Annotated in this window: 17 protein-coding genes, 2 tRNA genes, 2 rRNA genes and 1 pseudogene (1 of these 22 only partly in view); 9 read left to right on the top strand and 13 right to left on the bottom strand. The window is 46.6% G+C overall.

Features of this window, described 5'->3' with window-relative positions:
• Positions 1-8 precede the first annotated feature (8 nt).
• The 6 genes from folE to lon form a co-directional block, all read right to left on the bottom strand.
• Positions 9-587: a GTP cyclohydrolase I FolE gene (gene folE / locus DQN70_RS01595; protein WP_023939932.1), complete on the bottom strand. Its 579-nt coding sequence runs from the start codon at positions 585-587 to the stop codon at positions 9-11.
• Between the two features lie 170 nt (positions 588-757).
• Positions 758-1,288: an SPOR domain-containing protein gene (locus DQN70_RS01590; RefSeq protein WP_052115660.1), complete on the bottom strand. Its 531-nt coding sequence runs from the start codon at positions 1,286-1,288 to the stop codon at positions 758-760.
• Positions 1,289-1,325: 37 nt separating this feature from the next.
• The gene (gene tpiA / locus DQN70_RS01585) at positions 1,326-2,087 is read right to left on the bottom strand and encodes a triose-phosphate isomerase (protein ID WP_023937309.1); all 762 of its coding nucleotides are present in this window, start codon (positions 2,085-2,087) and stop codon (positions 1,326-1,328) included.
• Positions 2,088-2,143: 56 nt separating this feature from the next.
• Positions 2,144-3,430: a BT_3928 family protein gene (locus tag DQN70_RS01580; protein ID WP_023937307.1), complete on the bottom strand. Its 1,287-nt coding sequence runs from the start codon at positions 3,428-3,430 to the stop codon at positions 2,144-2,146.
• On the bottom strand, positions 3,427-3,966 hold the full coding sequence (locus DQN70_RS01575) for a DUF1599 domain-containing protein (protein ID WP_023937306.1): 540 nt from the start codon (positions 3,964-3,966) through the stop codon (positions 3,427-3,429). Before DQN70_RS01575 ends, DQN70_RS01580 begins: the two co-directional genes overlap by 4 nt.
• A 37-nt stretch (positions 3,967-4,003) precedes the next feature.
• Positions 4,004-6,442 (bottom strand): endopeptidase La, encoded by a 2,439-nt coding sequence (gene lon / locus DQN70_RS01570; RefSeq protein ID WP_023937305.1) that lies wholly within the window; start codon positions 6,440-6,442, stop codon positions 4,004-4,006.
• A 946-nt stretch (positions 6,443-7,388) separates the two neighbouring features.
• On the opposite strand from lon, the gene DQN70_RS01565 reads away from it, so the two are divergent.
• From DQN70_RS01565 to dprA, 4 genes and pseudogenes are all read left to right on the top strand, one after another.
• Positions 7,389-8,297 carry an Ig-like domain-containing protein gene (locus DQN70_RS01565; protein WP_023937303.1) on the top strand — a complete coding sequence of 303 codons (909 nt, stop codon included), beginning with the start codon at positions 7,389-7,391 and terminating at the stop codon, positions 8,295-8,297.
• Positions 8,298-8,437: 140 nt separating this feature from the next.
• A complete protein-coding gene (locus tag DQN70_RS01560; RefSeq protein WP_036888038.1) occupies positions 8,438-9,745 on the top strand; it encodes a glycosyltransferase in 1,308 nt (435 codons plus the stop codon).
• A gap of 279 nt (positions 9,746-10,024) precedes the next feature.
• Positions 10,025-13,725, top strand: a pseudogene (purL, locus tag DQN70_RS01555) (phosphoribosylformylglycinamidine synthase).
• A 57-nt stretch (positions 13,726-13,782) separates the two neighbouring features.
• The gene (gene dprA / locus DQN70_RS01550; protein ID WP_036888261.1) at positions 13,783-14,898 is read left to right on the top strand and encodes a DNA-processing protein DprA; all 1,116 of its coding nucleotides are present in this window, start codon (positions 13,783-13,785) and stop codon (positions 14,896-14,898) included.
• Here the strand turns inward: dprA and DQN70_RS01545 are convergent.
• The 4 genes from DQN70_RS01545 to DQN70_RS01530 are packed head-to-tail and all read right to left on the bottom strand — an operon-like array spanning position 14,883 to position 18,542.
• Positions 14,883-15,917, bottom strand: coding sequence for a glycosyltransferase family 2 protein (locus DQN70_RS01545; RefSeq protein WP_023937299.1), 1,035 nt, complete (start codon positions 15,915-15,917; stop codon positions 14,883-14,885). The two genes, dprA and DQN70_RS01545, sit on opposite strands and share 16 nt — an antisense overlap.
• Positions 15,918-15,927: 10 nt before the next feature.
• Entirely contained in the window at positions 15,928-16,851 is a 924-nt protein-coding gene (locus DQN70_RS01540) for a lysophospholipid acyltransferase family protein (RefSeq protein WP_023939927.1), read from the bottom strand.
• Positions 16,851-18,197, bottom strand: coding sequence for a tRNA (N(6)-L-threonylcarbamoyladenosine(37)-C(2))-methylthiotransferase MtaB (gene mtaB / locus DQN70_RS01535; protein ID WP_023939925.1), 1,347 nt, complete (start codon positions 18,195-18,197; stop codon positions 16,851-16,853). The genes DQN70_RS01540 and mtaB overlap by 1 nt, the downstream gene beginning before the upstream one ends.
• The gene (locus tag DQN70_RS01530; protein ID WP_023937295.1) at positions 18,198-18,542 is read right to left on the bottom strand and encodes a DUF3276 family protein; all 345 of its coding nucleotides are present in this window, start codon (positions 18,540-18,542) and stop codon (positions 18,198-18,200) included.
• Positions 18,543-18,550: 8 nt separating this feature from the next.
• Here DQN70_RS01530 and DQN70_RS09470 point away from each other — a divergent pair, with 8 nt between their 5' ends.
• Positions 18,551-19,030 (top strand): hypothetical protein, encoded by a 480-nt coding sequence (locus DQN70_RS09470; RefSeq protein WP_170120694.1) that lies wholly within the window; start codon positions 18,551-18,553, stop codon positions 19,028-19,030.
• Here the strand turns inward: DQN70_RS09470 and DQN70_RS09685 are convergent.
• The 3 genes from DQN70_RS09685 to DQN70_RS01515 all read right to left on the bottom strand — a co-directional run bounded on the left by DQN70_RS09685 (position 18,982) and on the right by DQN70_RS01515 (position 20,800).
• Complete coding sequence (locus DQN70_RS09685) at positions 18,982-19,143, bottom strand: T9SS type A sorting domain-containing protein (protein WP_023940910.1); 162 nt, start codon at positions 19,141-19,143, stop codon at positions 18,982-18,984. The two genes, DQN70_RS09470 and DQN70_RS09685, sit on opposite strands and share 49 nt — an antisense overlap.
• A gap of 248 nt (positions 19,144-19,391) precedes the next feature.
• The gene (locus tag DQN70_RS01520) at positions 19,392-19,856 is read right to left on the bottom strand and encodes a hypothetical protein (protein WP_023940911.1); all 465 of its coding nucleotides are present in this window, start codon (positions 19,854-19,856) and stop codon (positions 19,392-19,394) included.
• Positions 19,857-20,584: 728 nt separating this feature from the next.
• Positions 20,585-20,800: a hypothetical protein gene (locus tag DQN70_RS01515; protein WP_111759313.1), complete on the bottom strand. Its 216-nt coding sequence runs from the start codon at positions 20,798-20,800 to the stop codon at positions 20,585-20,587.
• Positions 20,801-21,300: 500 nt separating this feature from the next.
• On the opposite strand from DQN70_RS01515, the gene DQN70_RS01510 reads away from it, so the two are divergent.
• The 4 genes from DQN70_RS01510 to DQN70_RS01495 form a co-directional block, all read left to right on the top strand.
• Positions 21,301-22,831: ribosomal RNA gene (locus tag DQN70_RS01510) — 16S ribosomal RNA — on the top strand.
• Between the two features lie 247 nt (positions 22,832-23,078).
• Positions 23,079-23,152 (top strand) — tRNA-Ile (locus DQN70_RS01505).
• 1 nt (position 23,153) lies between these two features.
• Positions 23,154-23,227: transfer RNA gene (locus tag DQN70_RS01500), tRNA-Ala, on the top strand.
• Positions 23,228-23,343: 116 nt separating this feature from the next.
• Positions 23,344-24,213: ribosomal RNA gene (locus tag DQN70_RS01495) — 23S ribosomal RNA — on the top strand (it continues 2,008 nt past the right edge of the window).
• Together the 16S and 23S rRNA genes with 2 tRNA genes alongside form the textbook arrangement of a ribosomal RNA operon.

The raw sequence follows: 24,213 nt of genomic DNA, 5'->3' as shown, positions 1-24,213 counted from the left end.
AGAGGTTCTTATTTCTGTTTGATGAGATTGAGGAACTCTTCCCGTGTTTTGGCTTCTTGGAAGGCTCCGGTGAAGTCGCTGGTCGTGGTCAGAGCATTTTGTTTTTCTACCCCTCGCATCTGCATACACATATGCTGCGCCTCGATCACAACGATGACTCCCATTGGGTTGAGTGTATTCTGAATACATTCTTTGATTTGTGTCGTAAGTCTTTCTTGTACCTGCAGACGACGGCTGAATACATTCACGACACGGGGTATTTTGGACAGGCCGGTGATGTATTTGTTGGGAATGTAGCCCACATGTGCTTTCCCGAAGAAAGGAAGCATGTGATGTTCGCAGAGAGAGAAGAAATCTATATCCTTGACAATCACCATTTGGCGATAATCTTCCTTAAACTTGGCACTAAGCAGAATATCCTCAGGAGACTCTTGATATCCGCTGGTGAGGAATTGCATGGCCTTTGCCACTCGTTCGGGGGTTTTGATGAGCCCTTCTCTGCTACGGTCTTCGCCCAGAAGGGTCAGTACTTCTTCGTAATGACGTTGTAGTGCCTCTTGAATAGAGAGGTCTTGTTCGTTTTGCATATAAATTTGAGTGTATCGGTTACAATGAGCAAAAGGAGTCCGGCACACCCTCCCCACAATATACTCTGAGAACAATTGCGAAAAGAAAAAGCAGAAGTCTTTTATGGAAAAGGGATGAGAGAGCCGACCGAGGGGAGAGTGAGTATCCCTCCCCTCGTTCTCCAATGCGATTAGTTGTGATATCTTATGCGGTTTCTTACTACGTATATTTCCTGAGCTAAATCAGGCATACTTTGCTTTAGTTCTTTGGCTACTTTGTGTGCTTCTTCGTGGGAGATAAAGTCTCCTACCAGAAGTTTCCAGAAGGGGGCTTTGTATGTCACATAGCAAACCTCTCCGGGGAAGAGCCGGTTTACTCGACTTGCCCTCGAATAAGCCTCCTGTTTGGATGTCTTTAGATTACCTACATAGACCTGAATACGAAAGCCTCCACGTAGCGAAATGTTTGTCTCGCCATGTAGGATCTGCCCTCCTTGTGGACCGACTGTACCTACTCTCTTGCGAACTTCACTCGGGACAAAGACTATTACTCGCCCCTCGCCCGGCTTGGAAGACTCCAAGGCTTCAAAAATAGAAGCAGGAGCTGTGCTTTGGTCGTTGGTTACTACATTTTGTGCGTATGTAGTCTTCGGGATCCATAGCAAAAGAGCTGTCAAGATGATCGCCGGTATGGGGAAAGTGCTTTTCGAAAGGGACTTCATGACGAGAAGGATGGGGAAATATCAAGTTTTTGTAGCCTTAATCGAAAGCTTTGATGATAGGCATGAATTTGGCAGCCTCCAACGAAGCTCCTCCGATGAGCCCTCCATCTACATCCGGTTTGGCAAATAATTCTTTCGCATTGTCTCCGTTGCAGCTACCTCCATAGAGAATGGAAGTCGAGGAGGCTAACTCTTCTCCGTATTTCAATGCGATGTGCTTACGGATGTGTGCATGCATCTCTTGTGCTTGATCTGCAGAAGCGGTTTTCCCCGTCCCGATAGCCCAAACTGGTTCATAAGCCAAAATCAGATGAGCAAAGGCCGATGATTCCAGATGAAAGAGAGAGGAGGTAATTTGGTCTGCAACTACATCAAGGTAGCTGCCATCTTCTCTTTGCTGGAGAGACTCCCCTATGCAGAAAATCGGTCGTAAACCTGCTGCAAGAGCTCGATCCACTTTCTCTGCCAGCGAGATAGCATTTTCTTGATGATAAGCTCTGCGCTCGGAGTGTCCAATAATGACATAGTCTGCCACAGTGCTGGCAATTTGATTTGCAGATATCTCACCGGTGTAGGCCCCCTTGGTGTGTTGAGAACAGTCTTGGGCTCCAAAACTTAGTTTTTCAGGTAAGTTGGCCGAATCTATTGCTCCCAGAAAGAAAGAAGGAGGGCAGAGGATTACCTTGCAGTTGGGTTGATAGTTTTCCAGCTGAGCCTGGATGTCCTTGATCAGAGACAACCCTTCGGATAGGGTCTTATTCATTTTCCAGTTTGCAGCTACTACATTGCGTGTTTTCATATCTTGCTGTTTTTGTATTGTCTTTCAGTTTCTGTTTAGATCACAAACTTGTAGTTTCAGTGCTCTGTTTTGCTGGGCTTCCTTCGAAAAAGACGTCCCACTGAAGCAAAGATAAGCAGAGCAACCCAAGCCGAGAGTACAGACAGCCGACCCCAAGGTTTGGGGAGGTCTATGGACTCTATATCAGCTTGAAGATGATTCTCCACAAATGCAGATAATCCATTTGCTTCGGGCAGAGATCTGTAGGCATATTTCCCTGTGATTATCCCTTGACTCACAAACAGGATGGAAGGGTTGTCCCTGGCCATTGTTTTGAGTATCGTGGCATCAGCGATATAGATCGGATAGCGTGCAGAGGCTTTGTTGCGCCATGAGTCAATGACCTCCGTATCTGATCCGGAAAGCAGACAAAAATTAGCACCAAGTGATTGGGCGGTGGTATACAGCCGGTTCAGAAGATCGAAAGTCGTTTCGGAGATTTGCGAGAGATTGGGGGAAATTAAGAGTATCAGTCCTTTGTCGGAAGAGTCGGCCGAGGCACCGCCCATATGCAGTATCTGTTCCGTAATATCATCTCCGTGCGGATCAAAGACCGAGAAGTCTGGTACCGGAGGTTGGTAACCTTTGCTCACCAAGCGTTCGTGACGCTCTACGAATGTCCAAGTAGAGTCGGGTAGGGCATCGAGAGTAAATTCTCGGCGTTCTCCCTTCTGCTCATATACGAATACAAACTCGTATTCGTCCGCTTTTTCTCCCGGAGGAATACTCACAATGGCATCTAATCGGGATCCTACTTTGAATGGACGAAAGTCGATCATTGGTAGATAGCGATAATTGACTATCGAGAAGAGGAGTATTCCCACCACAGAAAGAGCGGTCGGGAACCAGGCTCTGGATACAGAGAAAAGGCTCCTTACTCGATGATAGTCGAAAAAGAGAGAGAGAGAGAATAGTAGCAGAATGATATTCTTCCCAAATGTCTGCCAATTGGTCAGCTTGAGGGCATCTCCAAAGCAGCCACAGTCTTTTACGGGATTGGAAATTGCCAAAAAGAGAGTGATGCTCGTCATGAAAACCATCACGATCAAAAACAGCCGGGAAGAACACTTCTTATATACCCCCATCAGGGCTATAGCTCCAAGGAAAAATTCAAACGAAGCGAGAGCCATGGCCGCTGCTACTGTGAGAGGGAAGGAAACCGATAGCCCGAATATGCCGAAGTATTCGCCTATCTTGATGGCTCCTCCCATGGGATCTACTGCTTTTACAAAACCGGAGAACAGGAATGTGAGGGCCAGTAGCAGGCGAGATATTTCGGCTATTGTGGTACGTAGTTTGTTCATAGTGTCAGGTCAATGAGGGCGAAGATCGCATAGTTTACCATATCCATATAATTGGCTTCTACGCCTTCGCTTACTAAGGTCTCACCGCCGAGATCTTCGATTTGCTTTGTCCGTAGTACCTTGGAGAGGATGAGATCTACAAAAGAGGATACACGCATTTGTCTCCATGCTTCTCCATAGTCATGATTTTTGGCCAGCATCAAATCCAATACGGCTTTCCCTTTGAGGTCATAGTACTTCAGAGCTTGCTCATTAGTCGTTGTTATAGGACCTTCTTCTATGCCCAATTCCAGTTGAATGAGGGCGATCAGACCATAATTGACTATACCGACAAATTCAGACTCTATCCCCTCGTTGATTTTGCTTTTGCCTTGCAGCTGTATGCTGCGTATGCGGTTAGCTTTGATGTAAATCTGGTCTGTGAGGCTTTCAGGACGCATGATACGCCAAGCAGCTCCGTAGTCGTGCAGCTTTTTCTCGAAAAGCTGTCGGCAGGAGGCTAAGACCTGAGTAAATTGAGTTTCTGTATTAGGCATGACTTATCGCTAGTTTTGTTTGTGGCTATATCGCTTACTAATCCAGCAAGGCGAAATCCAATACTTCGTCTATTCGGTCTACGAAGTGGAAAGTCAGACCATCGAGATACTTGGGATTGATCTCATCGATGTCTTTCTTGTTTTCAGTACAGAGTACGACATTGGTGATCCCACTTCTTTTGGCTGCGAGCATCTTTTCTCGTATACCACCCACGGGCAATACTTTCCCACGGAGGGTAATCTCCCCTGTCATGGCCAGATGAGAGCGTACACGACGCTTGGTGATAGCCGACACAATGGCTGTTACCATTGTGATTCCGGCCGAAGGCCCGTCTTTTGGTACAGCTCCTTCCGGCACATGTATGTGTAGTTGATATTGGTCGAAGAGAGTTTCTTCTATCCCTATTTCCAAGGCATGTGCCCGAATGTAGTCCAAAGCCAGAATCGCAGATTCTTTCATCACATCGCCCAGATTGCCCGTGAGGGTTAGTTTGGGTTCTTTGCCCTTGTGCAAACTGGCTTCTATAAATAGAATTTCTCCTCCTACTTGGGTCCATGCTAAGCCGGTCACTACCCCAGGTAATTCATTGCCCTGATACTTGTCTCGGCTATATTTGGGCGCACCGAGGTAGTCGGAGAGTCTATTTGGTTCTATCCGAAGGGGGTAGAATTCATTTGTGGCTACTTGTTTGGCAATCTTTCGGAAAAGCGTGGCAAGCTGCTTGTCCAAGCCTCTCACTCCGGATTCCCTAGTATAGTCTTCAATGATCTGCTCTATTGTTTTTTTTGATAATCGTATTTGCTTCTTTTCAAACCCGTGATTGAGCAATTGTTTGGGTACTAAATGCCTCATCCCGATTTCTATCTTTTCTTCTGGGATATAGCCGTTTACCTCTATTAGCTCCATTCTGTCGAGCAATGGTTGAGAGATGTTGCCCAAGTTGTTGGCTGTAGCTATAAAGAGCACCTGAGAGAGGTCGAAGTCAACATCGAGATAGTTGTCATGGAAGGCGGTATTTTGCTCTGGATCGAGTACCTCCAGCAAGGCTGCAGCCGGATCTCCTTTGAAGTCTCCACTGAGTTTATCTATTTCGTCCAGTATAAAGACAGGATTCATGGAGCCTGCTTTCTGCATATTTTTGATGATCCGGCCGGGCATTGCTCCTATATAGGTGCGTCTATGTCCTCGTATTTCGGCCTCATCATGCACTCCTCCAAGAGAGATTCGAACATATTTTCTGTTTAGGCTCTCTGCTATGCTTTTTCCCAAAGAAGTTTTCCCTACTCCAGGAGGACCATAGAGGCAGATGATAGGAGACTTCATGTCTTTTTTGAGTTTGAGTACTGCCAAGTGCTCAATGATGCGTTCCTTCACTTTCTCCAGACCGAAATGGTCTCTGTCAAGGACTCGCTCAGCACGTTTGAGGTCGAAGTTGTCTTTGCTGGATTTGCCCCAAGGCATTCCGATCAGAGTCTGCAGGTATTGCAGCTGTATGGAGTAGTCTGGGCTTTGCGGTGCGATGCGCTCCAGCTTGCGTAGCTCACGCTCAAAAGTCTCAGCCACCTCAGAGGGCCATTCTGTTGTCTGGGCTTTGTTTCGAAGTTCGGCTACATCCAAATCGTTGATGTTACCACCCAGCTCTTCTTGTATGGTTTTGATTTGTTGCTGTAGGAAGTATTCTTTCTGCTGCTTGTCCATCTCCTCCCGTGTTTTCATCTGGATGGAGGCTTTCAGCTCCAGCATTTCTATCTCTTTGTGCAGCAAATAAAGAAGTCTGTAACCGCGATCTTTAAGACTATCTATCTCCAGCAACCCTTGTTTAGTAGCAGTAGAAACAGATATGCCGGCTGAGGCAAAGTTGATGCGGTAGAGGGGGTTTCTATTCCTTTTGAGAGCTGATATGATTTCCCTCGGTACATCCATATTGGATAATGAGAGCATCTTTAGTGTCATATCCTGTATCGTGGAGACCAGAGCTTCAAACTCTTTGTCTCCGTTCTTCCCTACAGGAGGCAGTTGTTCCTCAAGGAGCTCTACCTGTCCTTTGAGGAAAGGCGATTGATGTGTCAGCTTTTTGAGTCGGAAGCGTTGGTGTCCCTGTATAATGCCTGTTGTGTTGCCATCCGGCATTTCGATGAGTTTCACCAGCTGGGAGATCACTCCCACGGAGTATAAGTCGCTTTCTGAAGGATCTTCTACTTCCGCATTTTTCTGTGCAATGGAGCCGAAAAATCCGCCATGTCTCTCTATGTGACGGACGAGGCGCATGGACTTCTCTCTCCCGACAAGTATGGGTACTGCTACACCAGGGAAGAGAGTCATGTTCCGCATGGCTAAAATGGGAATCTCATCGGGGATTTCGGCCGGATCTATCTCGAAAGCCTCATCCGCTTCACACATGGAAAGCACGGGGAAAAACACCGGGTAGCTGTCCTCTTCGTCGTCGTTGAAAACGTTGGTATAATTGTCTGACATTTTTTCTTCCTGTCTATATAAACTGTCTCTTCCTCGATACCATACGATTTGTGGTAACCTTCAGTTGTGAGATTTTCCATAAAACCGCTCGATGGCGAATATCTCGGAACATAACATTGACCTACTGAGACCATGCGAGGAGAGCCCAAGGGTCGGAGCGAACATACTCAATTCAGTTGAGTAGACCCGACTGCTGAGGGTAACACCGCGGGGCACAATAAGGCAATGTTCTGGCAAAAGTACAATTTTCCAGTGAGCTAACTTATTGGCACTTAAGAGGTGCACGCTCCTATACCTTCCGATGTGGTAAGCATATCGTTTCTCTGTTTCGGTTTATGGGCTGAAGTCTGTGTTGGATGTCAGAAGAATAGAATCGGATATTTGTCTTCGGAGAGGTTTTGAGACAAGGCCTCAGAATGCCGATAGATAGAGACTATTGCATATTGATGCTATTGTAGTCAGTGGTATTCTTCTTCGAGAAGAGTAAGGCAGATGTAGATGCTTTGAGTTTTTTCAAAAACAAAAGAATTACCCAAAAGAGGTAGTACATATCGATTCTTGATCTATCCAATCAATGATAGAGGCCCCGAAAGAGGAATGAATTTACATCCCAGATAATTCCCTTCGCTTTTAGAAAAGAAATCATCCCCGTCTACCGCATTTAGATATGCGATATGTACTCAATATTGACATATACACAGCAAAAGGATAGTTTCTATGCCATTATGTGTGGGTATAATATTTTATTATAAATTTGCCGAGAGATCCTCCGAGATAGATGGCGAAGCGTAGCCTTGTTCTGGGATCTCTGCTCTTCGTATGAGGGGTTTTCTTCTCCCTTATGGTTCTCTGGCTGAGGAAAAGCTTTCGTTTTTGACGAAGATATTACGTGATGAATCGGTAATTAAATCAGTTTAAGTTTCAATCTTAAAAAAGAACGAGTAGAATGAAGAAAGTTTTCGTTGTATTGTCAATGCTCTCAGTAGTGCTATTGGCAGGTTTTGCAACTTCTTGTAAGAAGGATGACAAGGGTAAAGAAGATGACAAGGTTAAGAGCCTTAGTGTGGACGATGCTACAGTGAAGATCGGAGAACAAGTGACCCTGAAGGTGACTGTGGATCCTGCTGGTGCCAAGTTAGCTTTCAATAGCTCTGATTCCAAGATTGCCACTGTGAATGACAAGGGAATTGTGACGGGTGTAGCCAAAGGTGAGGTAACCATTAAGGTGAAAGCAGGGAAGAAGGATGCGTCCTGCAAGGTGATTGTGACCGAATCTTCTACTGTTAATTATGACAAGGATCGCGTTATAAGAGGAGCCTATTTCCCCAAACATGGCAGTATGGTAGATCAAAAAGATGAAATCTTTGCTGCAATGGGGGATCTCAAATTTGAATATAAACCTGGGAAGGACGATGGAAAGTATGTGTGGCCTTTCCAGATAAAAGAGGGAGTCAGACCAGAGGCTTTTTTGCTTTTGACTTATGTACACAGTCACCCTAAGGTTGAGAAGCCTTTCTTTGTCGGTGAAACCTTCGTTGACAAGGGGTCTTTTGATCCTGATCAAGTAAAGGCTGGCTTTGCTGCTGCTTTTGGGTTTAACAAGGACGCAAAGCCCGTGGAAGTATCTGTAGACCAAGGGGGGAAGAAAGTTCCGGGTCTTATCGCAAATAACCCTCAGTTGGATATGAGTCTCCTCATGACAGTCGAACCCATGGAAAAGGATCCAAATAACCCAGGTATCGAGAATTTTGATTACATCTATGTGGAATTCCGCTATGAACAGTATGATCCTAATGCAAAAACTAAAGCAGCAAAGGTATTGCCTCTTTCGCTCAACAAGTGGAATCGTATGTGATCTCTTTTGAGAGGAAACATCTTTAAGACTGTAATTTCTCGGGGAAGCCGTCCTTGTCACTAAGGGTGGCTTTCCTTTTTATTTTGCTAAGCTTCTTTCGAAACTTACTTTTGTCGAGACTTGGCAAAAGACTTGAGGCAATGAAAATCCTGATCATTTCTACTTCGGATAAGGAGGGTGGAGCTGCCATCGCCGCAGCACGATTGACTTCTGCCCTTTATTCCTCTGGTGTAGATGTACGAATGTTGGTTATGCACGCTGAAACTCCCGATGGGTTATTGGGTGAGATTTGTGACACTCCCCTCAAGAAGTGGGAGCAACGGATAGTGTTCTATCTGGAGCGTGCGGAAATATATTTACGCAATGGGAGAGATCGTGGCAAACTGTTTCATGTTTCTACAGCTCGTTGGGGATTTGATTTGAATAGTCACCCTTTGGTAGAATGGGCTGACATCATACATCTTCATTGGATCAATCAGGGCTTTTTGTCTTTAAAAGGTCTGGCCGGTTTGTCTCGAAAAGGCAAGCCTGTTGTCTGGACTTTGCATGATCTTTGGCCAGCTACGGCAATCTGCCATCATCCGAGAGACTGTAATCGTTTTGCTCAAGAGCCGGCTTGTGGCTACTGTCCGCAAATCAATAGCCACAGAGAGAATGACCTGTCACGACAAATCGCACAGCAAAAGAAGCGAGTGTTTGTTTCTCTTCAACCGATAATCGTTGGTTGCAGCCATTGGATAAAGGAGCGGGCAGCTACTTCGTCTCTTTTATCTACCTCCAATTTTTATTCAATCCCCAATCCGATTGATACGGGCTTTTTTCATCCTATTCCAAGGGAAAAGGCTCGGGCAGAGTTGGCTTTGGAAGTAACAAGTCCAGCATCCTATTTTTTGCTTTTTGGAGCTGTGAGAGCTCATGACTATCGCAAGGGGATAGGCGAATTGTCTCGTACATTACATATCCTTTACAAGACAAAGCCTGAGATCAGAGATCATCTAAAACTTCTTGTTTTTGGGCAGTTTACAGAAGAAGCTGCAGCTTTGCTACCTCCTTTCCAGACCTTTGTCTTGGGTTATCTCTCAGCTGATCGTATGCTCAGAGTTTATAATGCGGCAGATCTTTTTGTGACTCCCTCTCTGGAGGAAAATTTGCCCAACACGATTATGGAGGCCATGGCTTGTGGTACCCCGTCATTAGGCTTTGCTACCGGAGGTATTCCGGAGATGATAAATGATGATAACTTAGGGCATGTCTCCCCCTACCGCTCATCCGAAGATATGGCCGAATATATCTATAACCATTGGCGACTCTGCCGAACTCCGGATGGACAACCGACAGCTTTTGCCCTCCAGCAGAGACGGGCTTGCAGGCAGTCGGCCAAGGATCGATACGATAGTTCTGTGGTAGCCGATCTGTATAAGGGGCTCTACGATTCTCTTCTGGAATAATTTGTCTGTTCCGAATCCTGATTTATTTCTTTATCAAAATCTGCAAAAGAGGCTCTTTTTTGTAATGATGGTTCTGCCGTATATGTGTATCTTTGTTTCGCAAGACGGCCTTGGAGGCAAATGAGTGGGAGTCTTGCGGAAGTACCTTGGCATCCTAAGTTAATATGCAAGGTGTGTTTTCAAGATTCGCATGTCGAGCCTTCACTTGAGTTACTGTCGGCAATTCCGGTGGTTTCTTCCCAGAGAACAAATGATAATTAGCATAACTCACATTCCACAATGATCACCTTTTTCACTCGCCCGGATGGTCTGGCCTATGCCGTAGCGCATGGCGAACCTTTTTCCTCCGAACACATCGAACGTTTGCATTGGCTATTCTCCCCTGCTCGACTAAGCGACCGGCAGGAATTACCCGGATACTACGCTGGACCACGCAGAGAGATGGTTAGCCCGTGGAGTACCAATGCTGTGGAGATATGTCAGAATATGAATATCCCCAGCATCGTGCGTATTGAGGAGTTTCATAGTGTAGATGGGCCACAGGCAGATATTGATCCTATGTTGCAGGAGCTCTACAAAGGGCTTGGGCAAGATGCTTTCAATGTGGATCGCAAAGCCGAACCTATTTTATATGTAGAAGACATAAGAGCTTACAATGAACAAGAAGGATTGGCCTTGAGTGAGGAAGAGGTAGCTTACCTTGAGGGAGTGAGTACGGAGATTGGCCGAAAATTGACCGATAGTGAAGTGTTTGGTTTTTCTCAGGTCAATTCGGAACACTGCCGGCATAAAATCTTCGGCGGAACTTTTGTTATTGACGGGGAAGAGAAAGAAAGCTCTCTTTTTGAACTGATCAAGCGAACGTCTCGTCTCAATCCCAATAGATTAGTCTCCAGCTACAAAGATAATGTCGCATTTGTCGAAGGGCCGGAAGTGGAGATGTTTGCTCCGGCTTCTGCCGATAAACCGGACTTCTTTCGGACGAGAGATGTTGAGACGGTGCTTAGTCTAAAGGCTGAGACACATAACTTCCCCACTACAGTCGAGCCTTTCAATGGAGCGGCTACCGGAACCGGAGGAGAGATCCGAGACCGCATGGCCGGAGGTCGAGCCTCTTTGCCTTTGGCCGGGACAGCTGTTTATATGACCTCCTATCCTCGTTTGGAGAGAATGATCCCTACTGGTCATCCGCTTTCGGAGCGTCAGTGGCTCTACCAGAGTCCACGAGAAATACTTACGAAGGCCTCCAATGGGGCCAGTGATTTTGGCAATAAGTTTGGACAACCTCTTATTGCTGGTTCGGTGCTCACTTTTGAGCATCAAGAAAGTCCCGAAGATGTGGCCTATGGCTACGACAAGGTGATCATGTTGGCAGGAGGGATTGGCTATGCCAAGAAGTCTGATGCTCTTAAGGGAGAGCCTAAGCCGGGAGAAACAGTCGTACTGATGGGAGGAGATAACTATCGCATCGGTATGGGTGGTGGTGCTGTGAGTTCTGTGAATACAGGTCGCTATGCAGGAGCCATAGAGTTGAATGCTGTCCAACGTGCCAATCCGGAGATGCAGAAGCGTGTGCAGAATGTGATCCGAGCTTTGGCCGAAAGTGATAACAACCCGATTGTGTCTATTCATGATCATGGAGCCGGTGGCCATCTCAACTGTTTCTCCGAATTGGTGGAGACTACCGGAGGTCACATTGATCTGGATCGTTTGCCGGTGGGAGATTCCACTCTTTCTGCCAAGGAAATAGTAGGCAATGAGAGTCAAGAACGAATGGGATTGCTTATGGAAGAGAAAGATGTAGAGCAAGTCGCTCGTATTGCTGAGCGAGAACGCGCTCCTTTCTACACTGTGGGTAAGACAACCAATGATATGCGCTTTGTTTTTGAACGGAGCAATGGCGAGCGACCCATTGATTTGGCCCTTAGTCAGATGTTTGGCAAGCCACCTCGTACGTTGATGGAGGATAAGACCGTGCGCCACGACTATGCTCCTGTTCACTACAAGCAGAAGCACTTGGATGAATATATAGAGCAAGTCTTGCGCCTCGAAGCTGTGGCTTGCAAGGACTGGCTCACTAACAAGGTAGACCGCTCTGTATCTGGCAAGGTTGCTCGTCAGCAATGTCAGGGAGAGTTGCAGTTACCTTTGAGTGACTTGGGAGCAATGGCGTTGGATTATAGATTTCACAGTGGGATGGCCACTGCTATCGGCCATGCCCCGCAGGCAGCCTTGGCCAATGCTGCAGCCGGCTCGGTTTTGTCTATAGCCGAAGCTCTCACCAATATCGTATTTGCTCCGCTCAAGGGAGGATTGGAGGCAGTATCCCTTTCTGCCAATTGGATGTGGCCTTGTCGCAACGAAGGTGAGGATGCCCGTCTTTACGAAGCAGTGCAGGCTGCCAGTGAGTTTGCCTCTGCTTTGGGAATCAATATCCCCACGGGTAAGGATTCGCTTTCCATGACACAGAATTATCCTTCTGGCAAGAAAGTAGTGAGTCCCGGTACGGTGATTATCAGTGCTACCGGAGAGGTTAGCGATGTACGTAAGATCGTTTCTCCCGTGCTGGTGTCAGCTGCAGGTTCAGCCCTCTACTATGTTGATTTTAGTTTTACTGCTCTCTCCTTGGGAGGTTCGGCTTTTGCCCAAAGTCAGGGGAGAGTGGGCAACGATGTGCCCATGGTAGAGAATACAGAGTATTTCGCTACTGCTTTTGAGTGCGTACAAGAGCTGATTGCCATGGACTTGGTATTGGCTGGTCACGATATATCTGCCGGAGGGCTTATTACCACCTTGTTGGAGATGTGTTTTGCCAATACCAATGGAGGCTTGGAAGTGAATTTGGATAGTATAGCTGAGTCCGACTTGGTTAAGATCCTTTTTGCCGAGAATCCTGGTGTCGTGCTGCAAATCTCTGAACCTAAGAGGGCCGAACAGATATTGCGTGAGGCCGGTATAGGCTTTGCGCGCATAGCCAAGCTGCAGAGTGAGCGAACGATCAGTATACAAAAAGATGGAGAGCAATACCTCTTCGGTATAGATCATAAGCGTGATGTATGGTATGAAACTTCATATCTGATGGATTGTTTCCAGAGCGGCAATACCCATGCCGGACATCGCTTCGAGAACTATAAGATGCAGCCGGTGGGCTATCAATTCCCCAAAGGCTTCTCAGGTAAGCTCAAAGATCTTGGTCTGAATCCAGATCGTAAAGAACGTTCCGGTATCACAGCAGCCATTGTTCGTGACAAGGGTACCAATGGAGAGCGAGAGATGGCTTATTCTCTTTATTTGGCAGGATTCGATGTCAAGGATGTACATTTGACAGACTTGACTTCCGGACGCGAAACATTGGAAGATGTTCGGATGCTTGTCTTTTGTGGAGGCTTTTCCAATAGTGACGTCTTGGGTTCGGCTAAAGGATGGGCCGGGGGATTCTCTTCAATGAACGAGCCAAAGCTGCTATTGATGCTTTCTATGCACGTCCCGACACGCTCAGCTTGGGTATATGCAACGGTTGCCAGTTGATGGCAGAGTTGGGATTGCTCTATCCCGAACACGAGGAGAGCCATAAGATGCTGCTCAATGAATCGAAAAAGTTTGAGAGTAGCTTTGTGAGTGTAAGTATACCGAAGAACAGTAGTGTGATGTTCTCAGCACTATCTGGTACCAAGCTGGGTATTTGGTGTGCGCACGGAGAAGGTCGCTTTGCTCTTCCATATTCTGAAGATCACTATCGGGTGGCTGCTCGCTATGCCTACGAGGCCTATCCGGGCAATCCTAATGGTTCTCCCCATGCCATAGCTGCCCTTTACAGCCCGGATGGACGACATCTGGCTATGATGCCGCACTTGGAACGTGCTATTATGCCTTGGCAATGTGGTTATTATCCACACAAAGAGTTGTTGGAACACGAAATAACTCCTTGGATGATCGCCTTCCGTGCGGCATACCAATGGATCAAAGATTATCAACATTAAAAGAACTATAGATCAAGGTCGGTACGGGCATTTATGTTCGTGCCGACCTTTTTTGCTATGCCCCTTTTTGATGAACTGACCTGTCGAATCGCCCTCACTTGTACTCATGGTGTAGGTCCAGTGATTGCACGTAAGCTTCTGGCTCTAATGGGTTCGGCTGAAGCTATTTTTGCAGACAGGTCAGTCTTGGCTCGGAATGTCGAGGGTATTTCGGACAAATTGCTTAATGCTTTTTATGCTCCTGAGCTGATAACACAAGCACAAGGGATAGCCACATGGGTGAGAGAACACTGTATAGACACCTATTATGTGGATGACCCTCGCTATCCTGCCTTGCTCGGGCAATGTGCAGACGCTCCCTCTCTTCTCTACTACAAAGGGAAAGCCGATTTGATGCAACGCTCTCATATCTTGTCTGTGGTTGGCACACGTAGTGTTACGGCCTATGGGAGAGATTGCTGTCATCGCATTATTCAGGATTTGGCCAAAGCATTGCCCGATTTGGTGATAGTCAGTGGTTTGGCCTATGGTGTAGATGTAGAGGCACATAGCTGTGCACTCTCTGCCGGACTGGATACCATTGCGGTTTTGGCTCATGGCCTGGATCGTATTTATCCGCACGTGCATCGTAGGATTGCTGCCCAAATAGTCGGGCAGGGTGGCCTGCTTACCGAGTATCCTTGTGGAACAAATCCGGATAGATACAATTTCGTTGCGCGCAATCGCATCATTGCCGGTCTGAGCCATGCTACCTTGGTTATAGAAAGCTCATCAAAGGGAGGATCATTGATTACAGCTCGGCTTGCCAATGAATATGACAGAGAGACCTTGGCTATACCTGGCCGTATCTCTGATCGCCAATCGGCCGGCTGCAATAAACTCATTGCCTCTTCTGAGGCTACTTGTGTCAATGGAGCAGAAGATATATTGGACTATCTCAATTGGGGAGAAGGCGGTAAATCCGGAGAGGAAGAAGAAATTTTTCGAGATCTGCCTACAAATCCCGATGGGGCTAAGATTGTAGACTGTCTCCTGAGGAAGGGACCAATGCATATCGATCAACTCGGAGCCATCCTAAATTTATCGGCAGCGCAGTTGCTCAATACGCTGTTTGAACTGGAATTTGAAGGCTACGTAAATAGCCTTCCCGGTGGCATCTACGATCTGCGTTGATTTTCTATCGCATCGTAAGTGTGCCTTCTTTTCACAAAGTATTGCCATACGATTGCGTATGGCCGTATGCCTTCGGGATTCTCTCGAACGGTTTTTTCAAGATTTATTTTTCTGTCAATAGAGAATTCTTCTCGCATTCGGGCAAAGTCTCGCATGGCCCTGAGAATGGCTCTTGTATGTTGCCACCGGCCACTAAACAACTGCTGTATTGCCGAAAGAAGGTCAAGCAGCCGTCGTAGGAATACCACCGATCGATACTGCTTGTCGGGCATATTTTTATAGAGCATCAGCATGTTGTTTCGGAAATTTAGGTAAGTCTTCTTGGGATGTCCCATATTCAGACTAGCCCCACCATAGTGGTAAACTTCAGATCCGCTTACTGCTACGATACGGTGCCCTCGTGCAGCCATTCGCCAACAGAGATCTATTTCTTCCTGATGGGCAAAAAAACGGTGATCTAAGCCTCCCACTTCCAGATATACAGACCGCCGTACAAAGAGACAAGCTCCCGAAGCCCACAAAACGGGCTGTATAGGGTTGTCGTATTGTCCATGATCTTCTTCCACAGTATCGAAGATACGTCCTCTGCAGAAAGGGTAGCCCAGCCGGTCTATATATCCTCCGGCTGCTCCTGCATATTCAAACTGTTCGGGTTGCCTTTCTGCTCGTATCTTGGGTTGCAAAGCTGCCACGGAGGGGTCTTTTTCCAAAACTTTGAGAGGGGTCTCAAGCCAGTGAGGGGCTACTCGTACATCACTGTTAAGCAGACATATCAGAGGTTCTTCGATAGCTTCAATAGCTCTGTTGTACCCCTCGGCAAAGCCATAGTTGTGATGTAGCTCCAGCACCTCTATCTGGGGAAAGTCTCTGTGCAATACTTCCAGGCTATTATCTTCCGATCCGTTGTCGGCAACGATAAGTCGGGCCAGGGAGGTCGGGCTGTGGGCGATGAGATGGGGCAGATAACGTTTGAGCAATTCGGCTCCATTCCAGTTCAGGATAATTACGGCACAAGGCATGGCAGTAACATTAGAGTTTAGCAGAGCGAGGTATGTTGGGGTAGTCCTCTATATTGTGTTTCCAGCGACGGTGTGACCAAAGCCAATATGGAGGATCCTGTCTGATTGTTTGCTCCAATTTTTCGGCAAATCGCTCGGTGATAAGTCCAAACGGTTCTTTTGCGGGATGCCGACTGAGCATGGATAACTCTCCGTGGTAATGTCCCTTCCCGGTGCAACGAACATCCATATACACAATAGGTATATCGAGCTTGGCTGCCAGTCGTTCAGCTCCAGTAAAAAAGGCTGATGGACGATTGAGGAAAGAGGCGAAGTAATGGATGTTGCGTTTCGATGGGGTTTGATCGGCAATGAAAATAATGAGAGCTGTTTGTCCTTCCCGAGGATTTCTTTTTAGGCTGATGACGCTCCTGCCGACATCTTCTTTGGCAATGCTGTAAGCTCCGTATTGCTCCCGCATGACTTTCATCAAGCGATCTATACTCTTATTTTTCAGAGGCCGATATATTTGGTGCAGATCATAACCAAGACTTTTGATGTGTAGCGGTGCTGCTGTGAAGTACTCCCAGTTCCCATAGTGGCCCATCATCAAAAAGACCACTGGGCATCCTTCTTCTCGCAGCTCATCGATAATGTCTATTCCGGAGAAGGAGATATGCCGGGCAGCCTCTTCCTTGCTAAAGGTCAGGAGCTTGAAGCTCTCGAATAGCTGGCGCAGAAAGTGACTGTAAAATCGCTTTTCGTAGGCTATGATTTCTTTTTCACTCTTCTCCGGGAAGGCCTGGCAGAGGTTTTCCCTCACTACTTTTCGTCTGTAGCGAAGCAGGTGATAGCCTATTTTAGCAATGCCGTCGGCTATGAGGAGCAGAACACTCAAAGGGAGATACCCTAATAGTTTGGCCGGAGCATAGGCAAGCCAATATCCGATGCTCATTATTCCTGTTTACTTATTTGTTCGAGAAAGGGTAGGGTCTTGTTGTCGGTCAGCAGACCTGTCGGCTCATGATAAAACATCGGACAAAAGTCTTCTACTTGCCCGATTGCTCCAGCCCTGTAAGTTGTGGCACAGCGGAGATAATTCTCTGTATAGCCTTCCATCCATTGGCCTTTTCCTTGTTCCCATAGCAGTCGATGAGTTTGTCCGATATTCGCCTGAGAGAAAGCTGTGAGTTTGCTTTCCGATAGGTTGAGCAGTAATTCTGATCGTCTGTGTTTTTCTTTGGGATCTACAACATAGGGTATCTTGAGGGCTGCCGTGCCGGGGCGTTCGCTGTAGGTGAATACATGTAGGGCAGAGAAAGGCAGAGATTCCAAAAAATGATAGGTCTCATCGAAGAGTTCTGGCTTTTCTCCACGACTGCCCACAATCACATCTATGCCGATAAAGGCTTGAGGCATTACTCTTTTAATATGAGCCACTCTGTTGGCAAAGAGTTGTGTGTCATAGCGTCGATGCATCAATTTAAGCACAGTGTCGCTACCCGATTGCAACGGCATGTGGAAATGAGGAGCGAAACGTTTTGAGCTGGCAACAAAGTCTATAATTTCATCGGAGAGAAGATTGGGTTCAATTGAGCTGATACGATAACGCTCAATACCGTCTACCTTATCCAAAGAGTCCAGCAAATCGAGGAGTCGTTCTCCCGTGCTTCGCCCAAAGTCTCCGATATTGACTCCTGTGAGTACGATCTCTTTTCCTCCATCGGCAGCTACTTGGCGGGCTTGCTCGGTGAGCAGGTCTATGCTGCCGTTTCTGCTCGGACCGCGAGCTGCCGGTATGGTGCAGTAGGTACAGTAGTAGTCGCAGCCATCTTGGACCTTCAGAAAGTGTCTGGTGCGATCATCACTACTGCAGCTGGGACTAAATGTTTTGATGTCTCTTCCTCGGCAGGTAATGATTTGCTGCTTATTCCCGGCTTCCCATTCGTCCAGATATTTCAGCAGATCAAGCTTTTGTTCCGCCCCCAACACCAAGTCCACACCTTCTATGGCAGCCACTTCTTCGGGACTCAATTGGGCATAGCAGCCTGTTACAATGAGTAGAGCTCCGGGGTGTTGTTTGCGAATTCGCCTGATGGCAGAGCGGCATTTTTTATCCGCCAGCTCTGTCACCGAACAAGTGTTTACCACGCATATATCGGCCAATTCTCCTCGGCGTACCCGGCGAATGCCTCGCTCTTGCAGAGCTTTCCCGATTGTCGAAGTTTCGGCAAAATTGAGTTTGCAGCCCAAGGTATAATAGGCTGCCTTACGGTCTTCGTGTTGGTGAGTATCGATCATTTAGAGATCTTCTTCTTCGAAAGTCACTTTCGCATGATTAGCGAAAAAGTCAAAAGATTCGGCTGTATCCTTCTCCATGGATCCCGAGTTGTCTATCTCCGGACAGGTGTAGGCAACAACCTCTCCCAGTGCTTGGTAGAATCGTTTCAGGTCTTCTTTGTAGACAAATACACGACTTCGTTGAAATCCGCCACCTTCGCTTTCGTCCAAGGATTTGGTTTCATTGATTACGAGATAATCCGTTCCCCTGCTGTCTCGCTTGATATCGAAATAATAGTGTCGTCGTCCGGCCTTTATCACTTGAGAGAAAAGAGGCTCATGTCTGCGACTGTTATTGCTTTTCATAATTATGGATGGCTTTTAGTCCCGTTGAGACCTTTGTATGGGCTTTTCAAAGGCTGTTTTGGCAACCTTGTTGTGCCGGACTTTGCAGAAAACAGCAGTCGCAAGACATTGAGAATGAGGGTGTAGAGATCGCATTTTGGGCACGCGACCAAACCCTGATGTCTATAATAATGCAGCAAGAGCTGTATTGTGCAATGGTCTCTCGTTCTGCGAAGGTACTGTTTCTACTCTGTTTGGCAGCGAATGCAACGCAAATGGAGGCCGTTGCACGGGTTTATAAATTTCTTGAAGAAGAGCAAGAGTTCGCTGTTACAATCCCAATAGACTCTAAGTCGAGAAACGAAATAGGCCCGAAAGTCGCATCCAAACGCTTTCGGGCTTATTTGTGTCACCTCGGCTACTCTTTTTATGCCGAGGCAAAAGAATATGTCTTGGAGACTTATTTGACCAAGAGACGAGCTGATTGTTTGCCTGCCCTTATGATATAGGTACCTGCTGCAAGGGATTCGAGAGAGAGTTTCAACTGTCCGGTCTCACTTGCTTTGGCGGACCAGATCCGTACCCCGTCTGAAGAAAAGAGTGTCACTTCTTCTTCTGGCATCAAGCCTTCTATGTACACGAACTCTCGGGCCGGATTAGGAAAAAGGTTTATCGACTGTTTTTTAGCGATGCGCTTTACATTGGTACTTCCTTCGTATTCTTTTTTGTTTTTAGAATCTCCATTAAAGTCATAGACGTATCCAGTTCTTTTCCTTGGCTATAGTCACATCGCTCTCGAGGCAAATGTTTTGTTCCTCTGTATCCCGACTATTGATCACTATCAATACTCCGACCCTTTCTTCTCCCATCCTAATTTGTCAATCCTTCGATGAGCTTTGTCATAGCTTCTCCTTTGATTTGGTTAGAGAAGCACCATAGCTCTTTGAGCTTTGTATTCATGCTTACATCCAATTCTGTCGGTTGGTTGTCGACGCAGGACAGTTTTCTTAGGCCCGTATTCTTACTTACGTCCAAAGAGGCCAACTGATTGGAATTGCAGCCTAATTCTCTGATATCGCCATATATGGAAACGCTTGTTTGAGTCAGGGTGTATTCTTTTTGTCCCATCGTTTCTGCCTCTTCTTCCACTCCTTCAATGCGGATTTCCCCTTCACTTCTGATTCCTAGTCTGATTTTTTCTCCGGCCTTCCTGCTCGTAGTCATTGTTATGACAGGAGTTTCTTGTGTCTGCGCATAAGACACATTTGGCAAGTACCCCTCCAATAGCAGTACTGCTATTGCAAATAGTGTACGTAAATAGTCTTTCTTGCTCATAATCAAATGCTTTTTAATACGTTGGACTTTTGTTTGCCCTTTCAGTCTTTTTACTTTGTGGGGGGTAGGGTACGTTTGTGACGCTCTCTTGTTCTATTCCCTCTCCATATTTATAGGGACTCTCCTCTTTTATTCTCTTGTCTTTTGAAAACGAACACCCCTCCTGCATGCAAAGTTATTTTTTTACCGCAGATTTTGATTTGTTGTCAATATTTGCATGGTTCGATACAGACTATCCCTGCCAAGGGTAGGAAAACGCTTTACTAATACACTCCGGATTATTCCTTCTTGCATCTCTTTTGTATCTATATAATTTTCCTAAGAATATTATAATTTCATTTTCTTTTTCTGGTATTTTTTTCTTGAAATTGGGGTATTATTGAGTCTGTTTTTCTCTTGTTTTTTTTGTTCTCTATGGAGCTGTTTTTTTCTAACAGGGGAGCGAGCAAAAATTCTCTCCTGTGAGAGCAAACTTTTTCTCCTGTGTTAGCAAAATTTCTCTGAGGAGAAAAACCCGACCTTTCCAGAACGCTCTATTCATCGGCCTTTTAGGCGGTCATTGTAAAGCCTTTGAGAGTTTTTTTTGTTCACTTGTATTTGGCTGCTTTTTCAGGTGTTTTTTCTCTTCTTTTTGCGAGCATGATGCTTAACAAAACATGCCACATTTAGGAGTGAGAGATATGCCCCTTTTCTTCTTCCGACAGGATAGCATTTTCCCTTCTCACCTCTTATTTCTCCTCTCTCGCTTCTCCTCTCTCGCTTCTCCTCTCTCGCTTCTCCTCTCTCGCTTCTCCTCTCTCGCTTCTCCTCTCTCGCTTCTCCCTTCTCGCTTCTTTTTTCATAATCTCATGTGTTTCCATGTTTTTTTTCTCTTTTTCTTGATTTCTTGTTTTGGAGTTGTTTTTCCGGGAAAAAGTTTTGTTTTTGTTTCGTGCTGATTTCAAGTCTGTTAGGCCTCTCTCGACTAATCTTTCGTCAAATATTTTGGTATTTGATTTGGATTGGAAGGAAAAACTGTTTTATCTTTGCATTCGCTAAGCCCGAGCGGGGCGCCACTTGAAAGGAATGGCAGAAGGCGATAGAGCTGTTATTTGAGGAGTGTGTACTCCTTTTTTTTGACAGTGGTCTGCTGCTTGTTTTTTTAAGTTGGACTCGGTTTTCCTTTTTTTTGAGTGGCTTTTTGCAGCTGATCCAGAGGGTTGGCTTGCCGGGGAGCATTCTTAGGAAAGGGGAGTTTAGGTAAAGCGAAGAGATCTTTGACGATATTCATAGAACAAAAGTGTAGTACAGGAATGTTTTTTTCCTCTCCTTTATTTTGGCTGTGAAGTTTTTTTCACGTGATTATTATAGAGGGGGTCATATAAGGAAACGAGACTTTCGTCAAGTACAACCAACCAGGCGAACGATAATGAGCATATAACAGGAAAACAAACAAAACAAGATAACAATGGAGAGTTTGATCCTGGCTCAGGATGAACGCTAGCGATAGGCTTAACACATGCAAGTCGAGGGGCATCGGGTAAGTAGCTTGCTACTTATGCCGGCGACCGGCGCACGGGTGCGTAACGCGTATGCAACCTACCTGTCAGACTGGGATAACCCGGTGAAAGCCGGACTAATACTGGATACACTTATTCTTCTGCATGGGGGGATAAGGAAAGATTTATTACTGACAGATGGGCATGCGTTCCATTAGCTAGTTGGTGAGGTAACGGCTCACCAAGGCGACGATGGATAGGGGAACTGAGAGGTTTATCCCCCACACTGGTACTGAGACACGGACCAGACTCCTACGGGAGGCAGCAGTGAGGAATATTGGTCAATGGGCGAGAGCCTGAACCAGCCAAGTCGCGTGAGGGCAGACGGTCCTAAGGATTGTAAACCTCTTTTTCAGGGGAGTAAAATTAGATACGCGTATTTAATTGCAAGTACCCTGCGAATAAGCATCGGCTAACTCCGTGCCAGCAGCCGCGGTAATACGGAGGATGCGAGCGTTATCCGGATTTATTGGGTTTAAAGGGTGCGTAGGTTGTTTTGTAAGTCAGTGGTGAAACCTGGGGGCTCAACCCCTAGCATGCCGTTGAAACTGCAGAGCTAGAGATTAGAATAGGTAGGCGGAATGTATGGTGTAGCGGTGAAATGCATAGATATCATACAGAACCCCGATTGCGAAGGCAGCTTACCGGGCTATATCTGACACTGAAGCACGAAAGCGTGGGTATCAAACAGGATTAGATACCCTGGTAGTCCACGCCGTAAACGATGATTACTCGGAGTATGCGATATGAGTGTATGCTTCTTAGCGAAAGCGTTAAGTAATCCACCTGGGGAGTACGTCGGCAACGATGAAACTCAAAGGAATTGACGGGGGCCCGCACAAGCGGAGGAACATGTGGTTTAATTCGATGATACGCGAGGAACCTTACCCGGGATTGAAATATAGATGACAGGCAGCGAGAGTTGTTATCCCTTCGGGGCATCTATGTAGGTGCTGCATGGTTGTCGTCAGCTCGTGCCGTGAGGTGTCGGCTTAAGTGCCCTAACGAGCGCAACCCACATTATTAGTTACTAACAGGTTAAGCTGAGGACTCTAATAAGACTGCCGGCGTAAGCCGTGAGGAAGGTGTGGATGACGTCAAATCAGCACGGCCCTTACATCCGGGGCGACACACGTGTTACAATGGTAGGGACAAAGGGCAGCTACCGGGCGACCGGATGCGAATCTCCAAACCCTATCCCAGTTCGGATCGGAGTCTGCAACTCGACTCTGTGAAGCTGGATTCGCTAGTAATCGCGCATCAGCCATGGCGCGGTGAATACGTTCCCGGGCCTTGTACACACCGCCCGTCAAGCCATGGGAGTCGGGGGTACCTGAAGTACGTAACCGCGAGGGGCGTCCTAGGGTAATACCGGTGACTGGGGCTAAGTCGTAACAAGGTAGCCGTACCGGAAGGTGCGGCTGGAACACCTCCTTTCTGGAGTTCGTTACGTTTGCACAGGGAAGGATTTTATGTATAAGACGACTTGTGCTCTCTTTTGTTTCTATGATTTTCGATATAGGTGTTAGTTCTGTTTATGGGCTCTTTCATTTTATCGAGTCTTCTGCGTGAATATTTTAGCGTGGGGGGGGATAGGAGAGTGTTTTGTATAGGTGGCTAACATCATGGAGACCACTGGGAGATGGGCGTTATTATTTTCCGTGTGTTTTCAGGCAGTCGATGCAGTCCTATAGCTCAGTTGGTTAGAGCGCTACACTGATAATGTAGAGGTCGGCAGTTCAACTCTGCCTGGGACTACGGGGGATTAGCTCAGCTGGCTAGAGCACCTGCTTTGCAAGCAGGGGGTCATCGGTTCGAATCCGATATTCTCCACATTTCTTATTAGGGGAGGATCTTCTAATAGGGAAGCGATCTTTGACGTAATGATAGAACAAAAACAATAGAGCAAAAAGAAAACAACCCGTGTGTAGGATTAACCACACACATAAGGCGAATTTGATAAGGGCAGACGGTGGATGCCTAGGCTCTCAGAAGCGAAGAAGGACGTGATAAGCTGCGAAAAGCTGCGGTTATTGGCACATACGAATTGACCCGCAGATTTCCGAATGGGGCAACCCGTCAGGCAGGAGGTCTGACACTGCGACAAGCAGGGCGAACGTGGGGAACTGAAACATCTTAGTACCCATAGGAAAAGAAAACAAAAGTGATTCCCTCAGTAGTGGCGAGCGAACGGGGATTAGCCCAAACCTATATTGTGATTGCAATATGGGGGTAATAGGACTTCGATATAGATTTTACACAGTTAGAAGAAGCGTATGGAAATGCGCACCATAGGGGGTGATAGTCCCGTATTTTAAAGCTGGGTTAGAGTTTTAGGAGTATCCTGAGTAGCGCGGGACACGAGAAATCTTGCGTGAATTAGCGGGGCCCATCCCGTAAGGCTAAATATGTCTGAGAGACCGATAGTGAACCAGTACCGTGAGGGAAAGGTGAAAAGAACCTCGAACAGAGGAGTGCAATAGATCCTGAACCCGTCTGCCTACAAGCGGTAGGAGCCGATATTATATTGGTGACTGCGTGCCTTTTGCATAATGAACCTACGAGTTTTTCTATTCGGCGAGGTTAAGGTGTTAATCACCGGAGCCGTAGCGAAAGCGAGTTTTAAACAGCGTATAGTCGGATGGAGAAGACGCGAAACCAAGTGATCTACCCTTGGTCAGGTTGAAGGTTAGGTAACACTAACTGGAGGATCGAATCGTTAAGCGTTGAAAAGCTTTCGAATGAACTGAGGGTAGGGGTGAAAGGCTAATCAAACTTGGAGATAGCTCGTACTCCCCGAAATGCATTTAGGTGCAGCC

It is taken from the genome of Porphyromonas crevioricanis (assembly GCF_900476255.1).
Classification (GTDB): Bacteria; Bacteroidota; Bacteroidia; order Bacteroidales; family Porphyromonadaceae; genus Porphyromonas; species Porphyromonas crevioricanis.
Note: the sequence above shows the minus strand (reverse complement) of the source record. Positions and strands in the feature narration are given on the sequence as shown.

What these genes read in the sequence shown, in the direction of transcription:
- dprA (WP_036888261.1), top strand. Translation starts at nt 13,783, where the DNA reads ATGCCCCTTTTTGATGAACTGACCTGTCGAATCGCCCTCACTTGTACT.
- DQN70_RS01575 (WP_023937306.1), bottom strand. Translation starts at nt 3,966, where the DNA reads ATGCCTAATACAGAAACTCAATTTACTCAGGTCTTAGCCTCCTGCCGA.
- DQN70_RS01530 (WP_023937295.1), bottom strand. Translation starts at nt 18,542, where the DNA reads ATGAAAAGCAATAACAGTCGCAGACATGAGCCTCTTTTCTCTCAAGTG.
- DQN70_RS01580 (WP_023937307.1), bottom strand. Translation starts at nt 3,430, where the DNA reads ATGAACAAACTACGTACCACAATAGCCGAAATATCTCGCCTGCTACTG.
- DQN70_RS01540 (WP_023939927.1), bottom strand. Translation starts at nt 16,851, where the DNA reads ATGAGCATCGGATATTGGCTTGCCTATGCTCCGGCCAAACTATTAGGG.
- DQN70_RS01520 (WP_023940911.1), bottom strand. Translation starts at nt 19,856, where the DNA reads ATGAGCAAGAAAGACTATTTACGTACACTATTTGCAATAGCAGTACTG.
- tpiA (WP_023937309.1), bottom strand. Translation starts at nt 2,087, where the DNA reads ATGAAAACACGCAATGTAGTAGCTGCAAACTGGAAAATGAATAAGACC.
- DQN70_RS01545 (WP_023937299.1), bottom strand. Translation starts at nt 15,917, where the DNA reads ATGCCTTGTGCCGTAATTATCCTGAACTGGAATGGAGCCGAATTGCTC.
- DQN70_RS01590 (WP_052115660.1), bottom strand. Translation starts at nt 1,288, where the DNA reads ATGAAGTCCCTTTCGAAAAGCACTTTCCCCATACCGGCGATCATCTTG.
- DQN70_RS01560 (WP_036888038.1), top strand. Translation starts at nt 8,438, where the DNA reads ATGAAAATCCTGATCATTTCTACTTCGGATAAGGAGGGTGGAGCTGCC.
- DQN70_RS01565 (WP_023937303.1), top strand. Translation starts at nt 7,389, where the DNA reads ATGAAGAAAGTTTTCGTTGTATTGTCAATGCTCTCAGTAGTGCTATTG.
- DQN70_RS09470 (WP_170120694.1), top strand. Translation starts at nt 18,551, where the DNA reads ATGGCTTTTAGTCCCGTTGAGACCTTTGTATGGGCTTTTCAAAGGCTG.
- lon (WP_023937305.1), bottom strand. Translation starts at nt 6,442, where the DNA reads ATGTCAGACAATTATACCAACGTTTTCAACGACGACGAAGAGGACAGC.
- mtaB (WP_023939925.1), bottom strand. Translation starts at nt 18,197, where the DNA reads ATGATCGATACTCACCAACACGAAGACCGTAAGGCAGCCTATTATACC.
- folE (WP_023939932.1), bottom strand. Translation starts at nt 587, where the DNA reads ATGCAAAACGAACAAGACCTCTCTATTCAAGAGGCACTACAACGTCAT.
- DQN70_RS09685 (WP_023940910.1), bottom strand. Translation starts at nt 19,143, where the DNA reads ATGCCAGAAGAAGAAGTGACACTCTTTTCTTCAGACGGGGTACGGATC.